Raw genomic sequence first — 17,631 nt, 5'->3', positions numbered from 1 at the left:
TTATAGCAGTAAATTTTATATACCATACTTAGTAAAAAAGGCAGTTCGTTTATGAGCTGCCTTTAATTTTTTAAGTTGCAATGTAATTATGCCCAAAATGAAAATTAGATAACTTATAGGATGAATTAAAATTAAAAGATAGTTCTTGCTGAAGATTTACGAATGTGTAATTCCGGTGCGAGAACTACCTTTTTTTCGATTTTGACAGCATCGGTTTTGTCAACTTGTTCTAAGAAAACCTTGGCGGCCATTTTTCCCATCTCAAGTGGAGACTGATCCACTGAAGTTATAGACATTTCCATAAATTTGGTAAAAGGTTCGTTACTGAATCCAGCTACACAAAATTCATTAGGGATGTTAATGTTTCTTTCGTTTAATTCCTGAATGGCTCCTAAAGCGGCAAAATCACTTGAAGAAAATATGGCGTCCGGAGGAGTTTCGAGTTGTAATAGTATGTCTAGGGCTTCTTTTCCTGATTCTACGCTACTTTTAACAGGAATAACATATTCTTCCTTAAAAGGTATTCCGCTATCCAATAAGGCTTGTTTGTAACCTAAAAATCTGTTTTTGAAAATTTCAAGAGACTGGTTTCGGGAAAAATGAGCGATGTTTCTGCAGCCTTCGTTGATTAAGTGTTTAGTGGTAAGGTATCCTCCTTTAAAATCATTAATTGTAACAGAACTTACTCCTTCAATATGTCTGGTTCTGTCAAAGAAAATCAAAGGGACATTTTTTTGTAATACGTTTTGAAAGGCATCGAAGTTTTGGTCAGTAACATCTGTAACAGACATTAGGATACCGTCTACCTGTGCATCAATTAAAGCATGAAGGTTTTCATTTTCTCTGATGGGGTCATCATGAGTCTGCGAAATAATAACATGATATCCATGTGGATAAAGTTCTTCTTCGATTCCTCTAATTACCGTTCCAAAAAAATTATTATCAACGCGGGGAACGATAATGCCAATATTGTTGCTTCTTCCGCTTTTTAAGGCAAGGGCTAATTTGTTTTGTTTGTAACCCATCATATCAGCAGTTTCCTTAACTAATTCGCGAGTGCTTTTTTTTATTTTAGGGCTGTTATTTAAAGCTCTTGAGACAGTAGCAGCAGTAATGTCAAGTCTTTTGGCAATATCGTATATAGTGGTTTTTTCGCTCATTCAAAAAAAATTTAGCACAAATGTACCTTTTTTTTGAATAATCCAATATAAAATGTTATCGATTGCTAAAATCTTCTTTTTTTAGCTTTAAAAGTAAATAATAACAATATTCTGTTCTTTTTGTTTGTGTGAAATACAATTGTTTTTTATCAGGAATAAAGGATTAAAACAATTATAGTTAAATAGGAGGTGAGAAGAGATTGAAGATGTAAGTTTAAAGTGTTTCTGTTAGGTTTAAATTTACTTTAAAAATAAGATAGGATAAAGCGGTAATTAAGCTCTTGTTCTGGATGTTGATTTGCGAATATGCAGTTCAGGTGCTAAAACTACTTTCTTTTCAATTTTTATAGTATCCGTTTTGCCAACCTGTTCTAAGAAAACACGTGCTGACATTTTTCCCATTTCGAGAGGAGACTGATCAACAGAGGTTATGGACAGTTCCATAAACTTGGTGAAAGGCTCATTACTAAAGCCGGCAACACAAAAATCTTGAGGAATATTGATGTTTCTTTCTCTTAATTCCTGAATGGCTCCTAAAGCGGCAAAATCACTTGAAGAAAATATGGCATCGGGTGGCGTTTCTAATTCTAATAAAATATTAATGGCATTTTTTCCGGCTTCAACACTACTTTTAGACTGAATAACATATTCTTCATTAAATGTAATTCCGTTATCCAGTAAAGCTTGTTTGTAACCTAAAAACCTGTTTTTGAAAATTTCTAAAGATTGGTCTCCGGATAAATGTGCGATACTTTTACATCCCTGATTAATTAACTGTTTGGTAGCAATATAACCGCCTTTAAAATCATTTATAGTGACTGAACTTACACCGTCTATGTGTTTGCTTCTGTCAAAGAAAATTAAAGGAACATTCTTTTGTAGTACATTATGAAAAGCCTTGTCGTTTTCATTGGTAACATCTGTAACCGACATTAAAATACCATCAACCTGAGCGTCGATTAATGTGTATAGGTTTTCATTTTCTCTTTTCGGATTTTCGTGAGTCTGGCAAATAATAACCTGATAACCATGCGGATAAAGTTCTTCTTCTATGCCTCTAATCACAGATGCAAAAAAATTACTGTCAATACGGGGCACAATAACACCTATGTTGTTACTTCTCCCACTTTTTAAAGCTAAGGCCAATTTGTTTTGTTTGTAGTTCATTGAAGCGGCTGTTTCAAGTACTAATTGTTTGGTGCTTTCTTTTATTTTAGGATTGTTGTTTAGTGCTCTTGAAACCGTAGCTGCAGTGATATTTAGTTTTTTTGCAATATCATAAATGGTTATTTTTTCGCTCATTCAAAAAATTTATTTTGATTATTTTAACACAAAAATACATTTTTTTTGGATATCCAAACATAAAATGTTATCGATTACCAAAAATCTTTTACTTGTTAAATAAAATAGCACAATAATAAAAAAATGTGTTTTTTTTTATTGGAAGTGTAATTAAAATTATAAATAAAAATAAATACATGATTTTTTTTGAAATTAATTTGTTGTTTTCATTCTATTTTTCTACTTTCGTGTAATCGATTACATAGTTAATGAAATCTTAATTCTAAAAAAGAAATACTACAAAATGAGTGTATATAAAGCTTTGAGGGTGAATTTAGCATTTTTAATTGTGGCTTGTGTTGCAGTTTTAGTGTCATGCGGTAGTAAAATATCAGAAAAGGCAGTTGATAATCCATGGGCAAGAATGGATTTGATAGTGAAGAATATTCCTCAGACGAATTTTTTGAATAAAGATTATAATGTAAAAGATTTTGGTGCAGTTGCAGATGGTGTAACATTTAACACCATTGCTTTTGAAAAAGCGGTAAAAGCTTGTACTGCAAACGGAGGAGGGAGAGTAATTGTTCCGGAAGGGAAATATTTAACCGGGCCGATACATTTAGAAAATAATGTCAATTTACACTTAGAAGATAATGCTGAAATTTTGTTTAGTACAAATCCAAAAGACTATCCAATAGTTCATACTTCTTGGGAAGGAACAGAGTTGATGAATTATTCACCTCTTATTTATGCTAAGAATAAAACCAATATTGCTATAACCGGTAAAGGTATTTTGAATGGTCAGGCAAATAATAGTAACTGGTGGGTTTGGTCTGGTGGAAAAAATTATGGCTGGGAAAAAGGAATTCCGTCGCAAAATGATCCGGCGAATCGTGAGGTTTTAGTTGATATGGCTGAAAAAGGGGTACCTGTTTCAGAAAGAATTTTTGGAGAAGGACGTTATTTAAGACCTAATTTTATTGAAGTATTTGAATGTAATACTGTTCTAATTAAAGATGTTAAGGTAATTAATGCTCCTTTCTGGATTTTACACCCAATAAAATCCAATAACATAATTATAGACGGAGTTACGGTAAATAGTCATGGCCCTAATAACGATGGATGTGATCCTGAATATTCGCAAAATATTATTATTAAGAATTGTGTTTTCAATACCGGAGATGATTGCATAGCTATAAAAGCAGGAAGAGACGCCGATGGAAGACGTGTAGCAATACCAAGTAAAAATATTATTGTACAAAATTGTAAAATGATAGATGGTCACGGAGGTGTTGTTATAGGGAGCGAAATATCCGCCGGAGTAAATAATGTTTTTGTTGAAAATTGTGTAATGGATAGTCCAAATCTGGACAGAGCGATTCGTATAAAGACAAATTCCAGACGCGGAGGAATTATTGAAGATGTTTATGTAAGAAATCTGGAAGTAGGAACTGTTAAGGAATGTGTTTTGAAATTAAACATGTTTTATAATGTATATGGTTCTCAAACAGGAAATTTTATTCCGGTTATCAGAAATATAAGTCTGGAGAATGTAAAAGTAAAAAAAGCAGGTAAATATGGAGTTTGGGCAGAAGGTTATAAAGAATCTCCGGTCGAAAATGTAACGCTAAAAAATGTAGTTATCGAAAAAGCGGACTCAATTTACTTATTGAAAAATATTAAGAATTTTAATTTTATAAATACCTATATCAATGAAAAAAAAGTAGAATCAATTAAAAATTAAAAAATTAACTATCAATTAACTATTAAAACCAAATTATGAACATTAAACAATTATTGAAAAAAAGAATGAAATGCAATCTTGTGTTTTTATTCTTTCTTAATTTTCTGTTGAGTAGTGGAATGTATGCCCAGTCAACAGTTATAGAAGGTAAGATTACTGATGCTAGTGGGCTTTCCCTGCCTGGAGTGAATATTGTGGAAAAAGGAACTAAAAACGGTACATCAACTGATTTTGAAGGGAGTTTTAAAATAAATGTTTCAAACAGCAAAGCAATTTTAGTAATTAGCTATTTAGGATTCCAGACTCAGGAAGTGAGTGTTGCCGGAAAATCTAAAGTAAATGTTAGTCTTGCAGAGGAATCAAACACACTTACTGAGGTTGTAGTAGTGGGGTATGGTACCGCAAAAAAATCTGATGTTACTGGAGCTATCAGTACCATTAAGCCTGAGGCTATTACAGAAAGAAATGTTAGTAGTCCTCTTGAAGCTATTCAGGGAAGTATGCCGGGGGTGCAAATTTCATCTAATTCAGGACGTTCAGGGGATGGATTTAAAATGGTTATACGTGGTAACAACTCTTTAGGCGGATCAAGTCCATTATATGTAGTTGATGGTGTACCAACGGATAACATTGATTTTCTAAATCCTCAGGATATTGCCCGTATGGACATATTAAAAGATGCTTCATCATCTGCAATCTATGGATCCAGAGGATCTAATGGAGTTGTAATTGTAACCACTAAAAGTGGAACAACTGCTAAATCAGGTATAAATGTATCGTTTGAATCATCTTACGGAAATAAAGAAGCTGCACGTTTACCAAAAATGATGAATGCAGAAGAATGGTGGAAATTTCACCGTACTGCATATATGACTGCTAATCCAGTAAATCAAACACAACAACAATTATTGGATGCTTCCTCTGTTAGAAGTGCCTTGATGGTTGAAAGAGCGAATAATGGATATAGTTTTGATTGGTATGATGCTGTTTTACAGACAGGTATGACATCGAATAATTATTTAAATATTTCAGGAAGAGGAGAAAGTGGTTTGTCATATAATCTTGCTTTTGGTATTCAAAAAGACGAAGGTTTAATAGCAAAAGATTCAAATGATAAATACAGTTTTAAGTTAGGAGTTAATCATAAAATCAATGATAAATTCTCTACAGGAGCAAACGTTACGATCGCAAGGGTAGAAACAGAATTAGGTAGTGATTTGGCAATGCAGGAGGCTTTTCGTTTAAGTCCTTTATTGTCGCCATGGGCAGTAGATGCAAATGGTAAAGATATTGTAGGACAATTATTTTTCTTACCTGGAAAATTAACATTACCAGGTAGTACTGCTTTTGTAATTGATAAAACCAGTACGGTAAACCCATTAGTAGAAATTGCAAATTCTGAGCAAAACAGAAATAAATGGCAAACTATTGGTAATGTCTATTTACAATACCAGCCTCTTAAGTGGTTATCATTCAAAACTACTTTTGCAGCAGGTTTTGAAAATGAAGAAATTGGTAAAGCATACGGTGTAGAATCAAATGCGGGTGTTGGATTGAATGGAAGAAGATCGGCATCATTACAGCATACTGAAAATTTTAATTACACATGGGATAATCAAATCGATATTAAAAAAACATTTAATGAAGTACACGATTTTAGTGCATTATTGTTACAAAGTGCTTATTCTAATGTAGATAAATATGCATACGCATTTTCTAACGGAATGCCATTTGATACTGGATATTATGATTTAAGTGCAGGAATACAAGGCAGTTATCTTTTTGCAGAAAGTGATCCAACAAAGCGAGTAGTACCATTCAGAAAAACTACGTTAAATTCTTATGCTGTTCGTTTCAATTATGCATTTAAAGACAAATATTTATTAACAGCAACAAATCGTTGGGATGGTGCTTCAGTTCTTGCAGAAGGTGTAAAATGGCAAAGTTTTCCTTCGGTAGCCTTAGGTTGGAAAATTAGTAAAGAATCCTTTTTGCAAAACAGCAATGTTGTTTCAGACCTTAAATTGAGAGCAAGTTTAGGATACACAGGAAATAACAATGTGCAGCCATATACTACGCAGCAATTATTAGATCAACAAACTTTTTATGCTAATGGTACCAATTTAGTTACCGGATGGGAATCACAAAATTTAGCAAATACAGGTTTAACCTGGGAAAAAACACGCGAGTTAAACTTAGGTCTTGATTTCGGTTTTTTATCGAATCGTATTACAGGTAGTGTTGATGTTTACGACCGTTTATCAGAGATGTTAATATCCAATAGACAATTGCCTTATGAATATGGTGTACCTAGTGGTCGTACAATTTCTAATGTTGGATCAGTTAGTAATAAAGGGGTGGAAGTACTCTTGACTACAAAAAACATTCAAACAGAAAAATTGAAATGGGAAACGACATTTACTTTTACTAAAAACGTAAATAAACTGGAATCTATTAATGGTCAGGATAAAGTTGATGATATTGGAAATAATTTATTTATTGGTAAACCATTAAATTCAAACTACAATTATGTTTATGATGGTGTTTGGCAGGAAAGTCAAGCGGCAGAAGCAGCGACATACAATATGTTACCAGGTCAGGCTAGGCCAAAAGACTTAAATGATGACGGCAAATTTGATGCTTTAGACCGTACTACTATTGGAAATCCAAATCCTGAGTGGCAAGGTAGTGCCTATTCAAAATTAACGGTAGGTAATTTTGACTTCAATTTCTCTGTTCTTTGCAGCCAGGGGCAAACAGTATTGAGTACTTTTCATCAAAACTTTGCTAACGTAAGTGACCGTGGACGTCAAAAAATGGCAATGGATTACTTTATTCCAACAAATGGTGGTGGTATTGAGGCTAATGCATCCAATGCATACCCTCGTCCTGGACCGGTAGCAACTGGAGCAGGTGCTTTCTGGGGAAGTAATTTTGCTTACTATGAAGATGTTTCATTTATAAAAATCAAAAATATATCTTTAGGATACACGCTTCCTTCAGAGTTGATAAAGAAATTAAAAATGAGCAGTTTAAGAATTTATGTTAATGTATTAGATCCGTTTGTATTTACTGATTATAAAGGATATGATCCGGAGTGGGCAAGTGCTTCATTAGGAGTAAACCGTCCTGCTTCAATAACAACACAATTAGGATTAAGTCTTAAATTTTAATTAAAGAAAAAATGAAAAAAATAATAATATTATTAGGACTTGTCGTTACTATTTTTACTTCTTGTAGCGATTTTTTAGAAGAAGATGTACGTTCAAGCGCTTCTGCAGATGAAACCTATAAAACTGCTGCCGGATTCCAGCTTTTAGTAAATACTACATACGCAAAATTAAAAACAGTTTATGGTGGTGAACCATGGTTGTTTTGCTCCGGTACTGATATGTATGCAGAAGGAAGAGGCCAGGAACCGGCAGGTTTGAGCCAGTATTCTCAATTGATTCCAACATCAAGTAATGTTGAATATTTATATAGAGAATGTTACAAAGCTATTCAGGCTGTAAATAAGACTGTTTATTACTCTACAGTTACTGAACAAACTTCAAGTATCCCTGTGTTAGTTGGAGAAGCTAAATTTATTAGAGCAATGTCTTATTTTTTACTTGTACAGACCTATGGAGGTGTGCCTATTGTTGAGGAAGGAAATTTTACAACAGATAATGAAGCTTTTAATAGAAACACAGCTGAAGAAGTGTATGCTTATATAATTAAAGATTTAGAAGAATCTTTAGCTACAGTTGGGACAGGTGTTTATGCTACTTCTGGTAAAGTGAATAAAAGAGCTGTTCAGGATTTATTAGCCAAAGTTCATTTAACAAGAGGTTACGAAACTTTTGGTACAGCGGCAGATTTTACTAAAGCGGCAAGTTATGCTGATGCTGCGATTGCGGGTCAAACTTTAACAGTTGCATGGAGCCAGCTGTTTTTACCAACAAACGATTTGAATGCTGAAGTTCTTTTTTCGGTACAATTTGACAAAAATTCAACCAGTACTTCTCCGACAACTTTAGGAAATAATCAATTCTATTTCTTTAGTTCTTATTTAGGTGGTAGTGAAACAAGAGGTGGTGCTCCATTAAGAAGTTATAATTTATGTCCAACAGGCTATGCTTTAGGTTTGTATGAAAAAGGAGATTTGCGTTGGGGTGCAACTTTTATGAATGAAGTCTATGAAAATTATTATGATTTCTTTAGAGTAGCAGATAAAACGACTTTAAAATTAAAGCATTTTTATGAGCCAAAATGGTTTACGGCACAAGATAAAGCAGATTACTTAGCTTCAAAAGCAGGTAAATTGGCAACGGGTTTTATATACCATCCTTGGGGTGAGTATGCAGCAGAATATACTTTGATTAAAAATCTTGATTACCAGACTATCCCGGTTAAGAAATTTGATGATCCGGACACATCAACACCTGCATCAACAGGACCGGTTAGTACGCGTGATTTTATCGTGTCAAGATTGGGTGAGACCTATTTGGTAGCGGCAGAAGCTTATTTAAAAGCAAGTCAGCCGGGAATAGGATTAGATCGTTTAAATGAGGTTAGAAGAAGAGCAGGAGTTGCAAATGCTACAATTGGGCAATTTAATATCGATTACATCTTAGATGAAAGAGGAAGAGAATTGTTGGGAGAATATAAAAGATGGTTTGATTTAAAACGTACCGGAACTCTTATCGCAAGAGCTTCTCAGTATAATTACAATGTCAAAGCAGCCAATTTTAACGGAAACAATGGTGAAAAGAAAATTTTACGACCAATTCCTCAGTTGGTTTTAGATTTAAATCCAAATAAAAATTTCCCTCAAAATCCTGCATATTAATATATAAGGTATTAAAAAAATATTGTTTTTTGAATTAGTTTAAAAAGGAGTTTGGCATTTTGCCGAACTCCTTTCTTAACTAAATATAAGTTTAGTCAGAGATGAAAAATATCTTTTTATTAGTTATACTTTTTTTATCAAATGCTATTTTTGCACAAGGCACGTATCGTGTTGATTCTTCGTACACTATAAAAAGTACTTACACTAAACTGATAAAAAAATATCCTTTTATAAAAATTGCTCAAGAAGCAAAAAACAAAAAAGTTGCCCAGATTAATGATGTTGTTTATAATCAGGATAAAAACAGGGCGTTACATTTAGATGCCTATTTTAATACAGCAAAAAAAAGAAACCCCGGGGTAGTCATGATTCATGGCGGAGGCTGGAGATCAGGTAATAAGAATCACATGAAGCTCATGGCGCAGGAAATTGCATCAAAGGGCTTTTCTTGTTTTGCAATAGAATACAGATTGTCGCTTGAAGCTAAATATCCTGAGGGTATTTATGATGTTAAAAATGCGATTAAGTTTATAAAAGATAATGCTGCAAAATTCAATGTAGATCCAGACAAAATAGCTGTTTTAGGATGCTCCTCTGGAGGTCAAATGGCTGCTTTGATTGGTACAACAAATGAAAATTCAGCTTTTGATGATGTTTCGAATAAAAGTAAATCTTCATCAAAAGTAAATGCAATTATTGATGTAGACGGTGTTTTAGCTTTTAAACATCCGGAATCCTCTGAAGGCGAAATGGCTGCTTTTTGGTTAAATGGAACTTCTGAAGAGAATCCTGAAAATTGGAAAAATGCTTCGGCTTTAACACATACAGATAAAAATACACCGCCAATATTATTTATAAACAGCAGTATTGACAGATTTCATGCCGGAAGAAATGATATGATTGCAATTTTGAACCAAAATAATATTTATAGTGAGGTACATACAATTAAAGATTCACCTCATTCGTTTTGGTTTTTTAATCCCTGGTTTGACGAAACAGTTCGTTACACGATTCAATTTTTGGATAAAACTTTAAAGTAAATAGCATAAAGCTAAATGTAAATTTTTAAGACTATGATGATATATTTAAAACCTAATTTCTACAAAGCTGCAATTATTTTGTTGTTTCTTTGTTTTGGCAAAACAATTGCGCAGGATAATATTCAAAGTGAGATTAATATTTCTGATAAATTAAAATGGTCAGAAAGAATGGCGTTGTCTATAATTAAAAGACATCCTGAAGCCTGGAAAATCGATAACCATGAAGCACCCAAATGGGATTATAAAATTGGTATGATTTTGACTGCGTATCAGAAATTATACAGTAAAACAAATGACCCAAAATATTTTGATTACATAAAAGGATATGCAGATGTGTTTATTGATGAAGCAGGTGTTATAAAAAAGTTTGATCCTCAAAATCATAGTCTTGATAACATAAATACAGGAAAAATACTTTTTGATTTATACAATAAAACAAAAGAAGCAAAATATCTGACAGCTTTAAAAACATTAAGAAATAATTTTGATGATTACCCAAGAACGCCGTCTGGAGGTTTTTGGCATAAAAAAATCTATCCTAATCAAATGTGGCTGGATGGATTGTACATGGGTGAACCTTTTTATGCAAGATATACCGCTGAATTTGAAGGAGGAGAGAAGTTAAACGATGTTGCCCATCAATTCGAGTTGCTGCACAACCATACATTTGATAAAAAAACGGATTTGTATTTTCATGCATGGGATGAAAGCAAACAAATGGCATGGGCGAATAAAGAAACAGGTACTGCCCCTCATATTTGGTTAAGAGCACTTGGCTGGTACGGGATGGCATTAGTCGATGCATTGGATTATTTTCCTAAAGATCATCCAAAACGAAATGAACTGATTGGGTATGTGAATGAATTAGCGGTTGCAGTAAGCAAATACCAGGATAAATCTGGTTTATGGTATCAAATTCCGAATCTGCAAAAGCAAAAAGGAAATTATTTGGAGTCTTCAGGATCTTCAATGTTAGTGTACTTTCTTGCCAAAGGAGTAAACAAAGGATATTTGCCTGTAAAATTTGAAAAGACTGCCAATAAAGGCTTTAATGGGTTAATAAAAAATCTTATTAAAGTAGATAAAAATGGTGAAATCCATATTACTCAGGTATGTGGTAGTGCCGGATTAGGAGGGAATCCATACAGAGACGGTTCATATGAATATTACATGAGCGAAAAAATTGTAACCGACAATTCTCACGGATTAGGCGCTTTTTTGCTGGCAGCAATAGAATTAGATAAATAGAATTTCAATTAAGTCAAAATAAATTACTATGTTAAACAACACACTAAACACTTTAAAAGTTGCAACACTTTTTGTTTCATTTGCATTTTTTAGTTGTAAAACCGCTTCTCCTGAACCAGTAAAAACTGCTGATTCACAAAATCAGTCTATAATTTCAAAAGACTTAAAGTGGTCTGATAAAATGGCTTTAACTTTAATGAAGCGTCATCCGGAATCCTGGCAAATTGACGATGCAAAAGCGCCAAAGTGGGATTATGTTCACGGACTGGTTTTGTATTCATTTCAGGAATTGTATAAAAAAAATCCGGATATCAGGTATGCGAATTATATCCAGGGATATTTAGATAATTTTATTCAGACAGATGGTGTTATTAAAACGTATGAATTAGAAAAGTACAATATCGATATGATTGTTGCCGGTCGTTTGCTTTTTAATGCGTATGATAAATCCAAAGACGAAAAGTATCTAAAGTCATTACAATTATTACGTAAGCAATTAACAGAGCATCCAAGAACACAATCGGGAGGATTCTGGCATAAAAAGATCTATCCTAATCAAATGTGGTTAGACGGATTGTATATGGGAGAGCCTTTCTATGCTCAATATACAGTGACTTTTGAAAACGGAAAAAATCTTGATGATGTGGCACACCAATTCGAACAAATTCAATTGCATGCAACAGATCCAAAGACAGGATTATTATATCATGGTTGGGACGAAAGCAAACAAATGCCATGGGCTGATAAGGTAACCGGAAATTCTCCAAATTATTGGTCAAGAGCTCTTGGATGGTATGTAATGGCTCTTGTTGATGCGTTGGATTATTTTCCTAAAGATCATCCAAAACAAAAAGAATTGGTTGGCTATTTGAATAATGTATCAGAAAGTTTAGCAAAATATCAGGATAAATCAGGTTTATGGTATCAGGTAACTGACAAAGCAGGTGCAAAAGACAATTATTTGGAAGCATCAGGTTCCTCAATGTTTGCTTATGCATTTGCAAAAGGGGTTAATAAAGGTTATTTGCCTTCAAAATTTAAAAAATTAGCAAACAAAGCTTTTGACGGATTGACAACTCAATTAATGAAAGTTGATGCTGATGGAACCATTACTTTAACTCAGGCTTGTCAGGTTGCCGGATTGGGAGGGACTCCTTACAGAGATGGTTCTTATGAATACTATGTAAACGAAAAGAAGAAAGACAATGATCCAAAGGCTACAGGACCATTTATTTTGGCTGCTTTAGAATTAAACAGATAAGAAATATAATTATCCTCTAAATGAAATTTTTAAAGATAACGTCATTTTTATTCGGCCTTACAGCAATACAATATGCAACAGGTCAGGAAAAGAACGAAAAGAATTTTTCGAATGTCTGGGTTGCAGATCAGGGAAATGGAACTTACAAAAACCCTGTTTTGTATGCTGATTATTCTGATCCGGATGCTATCAGAGTGGGTGATGATTATTACATGACAGCATCATCTTTCAATTGTATTCCGGGATTGCCAATTCTCCATTCAAAAGATTTGGTAAACTGGAAATTAACAGGATATGCACTTTCGAAGCAAAAACCTTTGGAAGTGTATAATAAAGTGCAGCACGGAAATGGAGTATGGGCTCCTTGTATTCGTTTTCATAACAATGAATTTTATATTTATTATCCGGATCCTGATTTTGGAATTTATGTTGTAAAAGCTAAAAAAGCAGAAGGTCCATGGTCAGAACCGGTTATGGTTAAAGAAGGGAAAGGCTTAATTGATCCAACACCTTTGTGGGATGAGGATGGTAAAGCCTATCTTGGTTATGCTTTTGCCGGAAGCCGTGCAGGGGTAAAGAGTGTTTTGACTGTTTGTTCAATGAATCCGGATGGATTATCTGCAAATAATGACGATGTTATGATTATTGACGGTCATGCAGATGAAGCCACAATTGAAGGACCTAAATTCTACAAACGAAACGGTTATTACTACATATTTGCTCCGGCTGGCGGTGTGGCGACAGGCTGGCAAACTGTTATGAGATCCAAAAATGTTTTTGGACCTTATGAAAAAAGAAAAGTAATGGATCAGGGAAAATCGACAATAAATGGTCCTCATCAGGGAGCCTGGGTTCAGACTCAGACAGGAGAAGACTGGTTTATTCATTTTCAGGATCAGTTTGCTTACGGAAGAGTAGTTCATTTACAGCCGATGAAATGGCAAAATGACTGGCCCGTAATAGGAAGCGACGAAGATAAAAACGGTATTGGTGAACCTGTGATGGTTTATAAAAAACCAAATGTGGGTAAAAAAGTATTTCCTATTGAAACCCCGCCCGAAAGCGATGAATTCAATACTCCAAAACTTGGACTTCAATGGCAGTGGCATGCAAATCCACAGATAGTTTGGGGACTTCCTACTTCAATGGGATATTATAATTTAAATTGTATTCCTGTTCCTAAAGATTATAATAACTTGTTTGATGTTCCAAATTTACTTTTGCAAAAATTACCTGCAAATGAATTTACGGCAACTGCAAAAATTACTTTTAATTCCAGATTTGATGGTGAATATACCGGATTGGTTATTATGGGACTGGATTATAGTTTTTTATGCCTTAAACAAGAAGATGGAAAATTATTCCTTTCTCAAAAAACAGCCTTAAAAGCAGATAAAAAAGGAATCGAATCTGAAAGTAAAAGAGTTGTAATAAAAGACAGAACAATTTACCTGCAGGTAAAAGTCAAATCAGGTGGAATTTGTAATTTTTTCTATAGTGAAGATGGACAAAAATTTAGCCCGGTTGGTGATCGTTTTACGGCAAGAGAAGGAAAATGGATTGGTGCTAAAATAGGATTTCTGGCACTTAGAGAAGGAATTATAAATGATGCAGGAAGTGTTGCGGTAGACTGGTTTAGAGTGACTAATGAAAACTAAATGAATAACTAAATAAATTAACCAAACTAAATGAATCAACTTAAAAAAACATTATTATTACTTTTAATCAGTACCAGCTGTTATGTTAACGCACAGGATAAAGCCAAAAAATGGCCGGATTTAATTATGAAAAGTTACTCTGCCTGGTTTGGTTCTGAGGAAGGTAAGAAAATTGGAGAAAATGTTTTACTTTACCAAAGAGATATTGGCGGTTGGCCCAAAAATATTCCGATGCTGAATGTATTGACAGAAGAGGAGAAAGCAAAGTTATTAGCATTAAAACCGACAGGAAAAGATTGTACTATAGATAACAGAGCGACAACACAAGAGATTCTTTTTGTATCTAAAATGTACGCACAGACAAAAGATGAAAGATATAAAGATTCATTTTTAAGAGCAGTAAATTATCTGCTTTCAGCACAATATCCTAATGGTGGCTGGCCTCAATATTTTCCCTTAAAAAAAGGATATTATTCGCATATTACTTATAATGACAATTCAATGGTAGATGTTTTGAATGTACTTAAAGAAGTAGCGAATCAAACGGAATATTATAGCATTAAACCATCACAGGAAGTTGTCGATAAAGCTAAAATTGCAGTTCAGAAAGGAATTGAATGTATCTTAAAAACACAATACAAACAAAATGGTGTTTTAACGGTTTGGTGTGCACAACATGATGAAGTTACTTTTGCTCCGGCCGATGCAAGAGCTTATGAGCTTGCTTCTTTGAGCGGTAAAGAATCTGCAAAAGTGGTCTTGTTCTTAATGTCAATTGATAATCCTTCGCCGGAAATTAAAACGGCAGTTAAAAGTGCTTATGACTGGTTTGAAAAAACAAAAATCACGAATCTTAGAGAGGAGCGTATTTATGATGAAAATGGAAAAGTTATAGGTAAAAAAATGTACCCGTCTGAAGAGGTTGCGCCAATTTGGCCAAGATTTGCAGAACTGGATACTAATGAAGCTTTTTTCTGCGATCGCGATGGAATTAAAAAGAAGTATATAACTGATATTGGAGAAGAGAGAAGAAACGGATATTCGTGGTATTCTAATGAACCGAAGGAAGTTTTGAAAAAATACAAAAAGTGGTCAAAAAAAAATAATTTAGAAAAAACGGATTCTGAGTAATTCGTTTTTAGTAATTCATTAAGTAAGGTTCTTATTCTTAGACTATGAATAAGAACCTCACTTATAAAAATAAAAATCATGAATATTAGACTTTTTTTTCTCGTATTGTTTTCAACAGTTATTTTTGCTCAGGAAAACAAATTTCCAACAGCAAAAGTAGATTCGATTGTCAATAGAATTCAGTTGCCTAAAATTCCTTCTTTTCAAGTTAATGTTGCTAAATTGGGCGCTAAAGGTGATTCAGTTTCAAATAGTAAACCTTTCTTTGATAAAGCAATGGCGTTGTGTAAAAAGAATAACGGGGGAACTATTGTGGTTCCAAAAGGAGTTTATCTTTTAAACGGGCCAATTCATTTTGTAAGTAATGTCAATCTTAAAATTGAAAAAGACGCTAAAATAAAATTTAGTGACAAACCGGAACATTACCTGCCAATGGTACTAACCAGCTGGGAAGGAACCATGCTTTATAATTACAGTCCGTTAATTTATGCGTATGATTGTACAAATATTGCTTTAACCGGTGATGGAGTAATTGATGGAGAAGGAGGTAAAATATGGAAAAGTTTTAAAGCACAGGAAGGCAAAGGAAAAGAACTGAGCCGAGAAATGAATCATAATAATGTTCCTGTAAAAGACAGAAAATTTGGAACAGGTTATTTTTTACGCCCGCAAATGATTCAGTTTTTTAACTGTAAGAACATTTTGGTAGAAAATGTTCGTATTGAGAATTCTCCTTTCTGGTGCCTGCATCTGCTAAAATCTGAAAGCATAACGGTTAGAGGGATAAGTTATAAATCATTAAATCACAATAATGATGGTATTGATCCGGAATATGCAAAAGACGTTTTGATAGAAAATGTAACTTTCAATAACGGTGATGATAATGTAGCGATAAAAGCAGGAAGAGATCATGAAGGAAGAGCTAATGCAGCCACTCCGAGTGAAAATATTATTATCAGAAACTGTAATTTCAAAGGACTTCACGGAGTAGTTATCGGAAGCGAAATGTCTGCTGGTGTACAAAACGTGTTTGTCGAAAACTGCAAAACTGTTGGTTATTTAAAAAGAGGTATTTATCTTAAAACAAATGCAGACAGAGGAGGTTTTATAAAAAATGTTTTTGTTCGAAATATTCAATTAGACGAAGTAGAGGATTGTCTTTACATAACTGCTAATTATCACGGCGAAGGCAAAGGATTTCAGTCTGAAATATCAAATGTGTCGTTTTCTGATATTTCGTGTAATAAAGCCTCGGCTTCAGGAATCGTTATTCAGGGATTTGCAGATAAAAAGATTAAAAATATCTCTTTAAATAATATCGAAATCAAATGGGCAAAAAATGCCATATCGAGTGAGAATGCCGAGAATGTAATTCTGAATGAAGTGTTTATTGGTGAAAAGGCCACAGTTCCTTCAGCAGCAAAATAGTTCAATAAATAATAAAAAAAAATGAAACATTATATTTTAGTTCTGTGGCTAATTTCAGCCACTTGTTTTGCACAAAAAACCACTGTTTATACGATTGGTGATTCAACAATGGCAAATAAAAAAGACCCTGAAAAAAACCCGGAACATGGTTGGGCTCAGGTATTACAGCCTTTTTTTAATGATAATATTGTTATTGATAACAGAGCTTTAAACGGCAGAAGTACCAGAAGTTTTATCGCTGAAAAACAATGGGATGCGGTATATCAAAAGTTAAAAAAAGGAGATTATGTTTTTATTGAGTTTGGACATAATGATGGCAAAAATATGGATTCATTGCGTTATACAAACCCACATACTGCTTACAGACATAATTTAATTCGTTTTGTAAAAGAAAGCCGTGAAAAAGGGGCAATCCCAATTTTATTGACTTCAATTGCAAGAAGAAACTTTAATGAAAAGGGAGTGTTAATTGGTACGCATGGAGATTATCCTTTAGAAACAAGACTGGTAGCACAGGAATATAAAGTTCCGTTTATCGATTTAGAATATTATACGGAGTTATTGGAACAGTCTTATGGGCCTGAGAAATCAAAACAACTGCATTTGCATTTCAAAGCCGGGGAAAATCCTTACTACAAAGAAGCAAAAGATGATGACACGCATCTTTCATTAAAAGGAGCTACAGAAATTGCACAAATCGTAGTTAATCAAATAAAACTTTTAGAAGATCCTTCTGTTGAAAAACTTAAGAAAGGAATTAGATAAACTTCTTTAAGCCATAAAAAAATCGTATCCGAATTGTTTGTTTTACAACTTTGGATACGATTTTTTTGTTTTAGAACTAATTGG

General features: G+C 33.7%; 12 protein-coding genes. 10 read left to right on the top strand and 2 right to left on the bottom strand.

The window, feature by feature from the left end; translation table 11 throughout:
- Nucleotides 1–131 precede the first annotated feature (131 nt).
- Nucleotides 132–1,160, bottom strand: coding sequence for a LacI family DNA-binding transcriptional regulator (locus FLV_RS07935; protein WP_243232664.1), 1,029 nt, complete (start codon nucleotides 1,158–1,160; stop codon nucleotides 132–134).
- A gap of 273 nt (nucleotides 1,161–1,433) precedes the next feature.
- Nucleotides 1,434–2,462 (bottom strand): LacI family DNA-binding transcriptional regulator, encoded by a 1,029-nt coding sequence (locus FLV_RS07930; RefSeq protein WP_243232662.1) that lies wholly within the window; start codon nucleotides 2,460–2,462, stop codon nucleotides 1,434–1,436.
- Between the two features lie 283 nt (nucleotides 2,463–2,745).
- Between FLV_RS07930 and FLV_RS07925 the strand changes: the two genes are divergently transcribed.
- From FLV_RS07925 to FLV_RS07880, 10 genes are all read left to right on the top strand, one after another.
- On the top strand, nucleotides 2,746–4,185 hold the full coding sequence (locus tag FLV_RS07925) for a glycoside hydrolase family 28 protein (protein WP_243232660.1): 1,440 nt from the start codon (nucleotides 2,746–2,748) through the stop codon (nucleotides 4,183–4,185).
- Nucleotides 4,186–4,220: 35 nt separating this feature from the next.
- The gene (locus tag FLV_RS07920; RefSeq protein ID WP_243232658.1) at nucleotides 4,221–7,358 is read left to right on the top strand and encodes a SusC/RagA family TonB-linked outer membrane protein; all 3,138 of its coding nucleotides are present in this window, start codon (nucleotides 4,221–4,223) and stop codon (nucleotides 7,356–7,358) included.
- Nucleotides 7,359–7,369: 11 nt separating this feature from the next.
- A complete protein-coding gene (locus FLV_RS07915; protein ID WP_243232657.1) occupies nucleotides 7,370–9,016 on the top strand; it encodes a RagB/SusD family nutrient uptake outer membrane protein in 1,647 nt (548 codons plus the stop codon).
- 101 nt (nucleotides 9,017–9,117) lie between these two features.
- Nucleotides 9,118–10,056, top strand: coding sequence for an alpha/beta hydrolase (locus tag FLV_RS07910; protein ID WP_243232655.1), 939 nt, complete (start codon nucleotides 9,118–9,120; stop codon nucleotides 10,054–10,056).
- A 33-nt stretch (nucleotides 10,057–10,089) separates the two neighbouring features.
- On the top strand, nucleotides 10,090–11,304 hold the full coding sequence (locus tag FLV_RS07905) for a glycoside hydrolase family 105 protein (RefSeq protein WP_243232653.1): 1,215 nt from the start codon (nucleotides 10,090–10,092) through the stop codon (nucleotides 11,302–11,304).
- Nucleotides 11,305–11,332: 28 nt separating this feature from the next.
- Nucleotides 11,333–12,565, top strand: a complete 1,233-nt coding sequence (locus FLV_RS07900; RefSeq protein ID WP_243232651.1) for a glycoside hydrolase family 105 protein — start codon at nucleotides 11,333–11,335, stop codon at nucleotides 12,563–12,565.
- Between the two features lie 20 nt (nucleotides 12,566–12,585).
- Nucleotides 12,586–14,223 carry a glycoside hydrolase 43 family protein gene (locus FLV_RS07895; protein ID WP_243232649.1) on the top strand — a complete coding sequence of 546 codons (1,638 nt, stop codon included), beginning with the start codon at nucleotides 12,586–12,588 and terminating at the stop codon, nucleotides 14,221–14,223.
- Between the two features lie 30 nt (nucleotides 14,224–14,253).
- A complete protein-coding gene (gene pelA / locus FLV_RS07890; RefSeq protein WP_243232647.1) occupies nucleotides 14,254–15,354 on the top strand; it encodes a pectate lyase in 1,101 nt (366 codons plus the stop codon).
- 78 nt (nucleotides 15,355–15,432) lie between these two features.
- Nucleotides 15,433–16,782 carry a glycoside hydrolase family 28 protein gene (locus FLV_RS07885; protein WP_243232644.1) on the top strand — a complete coding sequence of 450 codons (1,350 nt, stop codon included), beginning with the start codon at nucleotides 15,433–15,435 and terminating at the stop codon, nucleotides 16,780–16,782.
- Nucleotides 16,783–16,803: 21 nt separating this feature from the next.
- Nucleotides 16,804–17,547, top strand: a complete 744-nt coding sequence (locus FLV_RS07880; RefSeq protein ID WP_243232640.1) for a rhamnogalacturonan acetylesterase — start codon at nucleotides 16,804–16,806, stop codon at nucleotides 17,545–17,547.
- Nucleotides 17,548–17,631: the final 84 nt, after the last annotated feature.

Origin of the sequence: Flavobacterium pectinovorum, from assembly GCF_022802975.1 — a bacterium.
GTDB lineage: Bacteria > Bacteroidota > Bacteroidia > Flavobacteriales > Flavobacteriaceae > Flavobacterium > Flavobacterium pectinovorum_B.
Note: the sequence above shows the minus strand (reverse complement) of the source record. Positions and strands in the feature narration are given on the sequence as shown.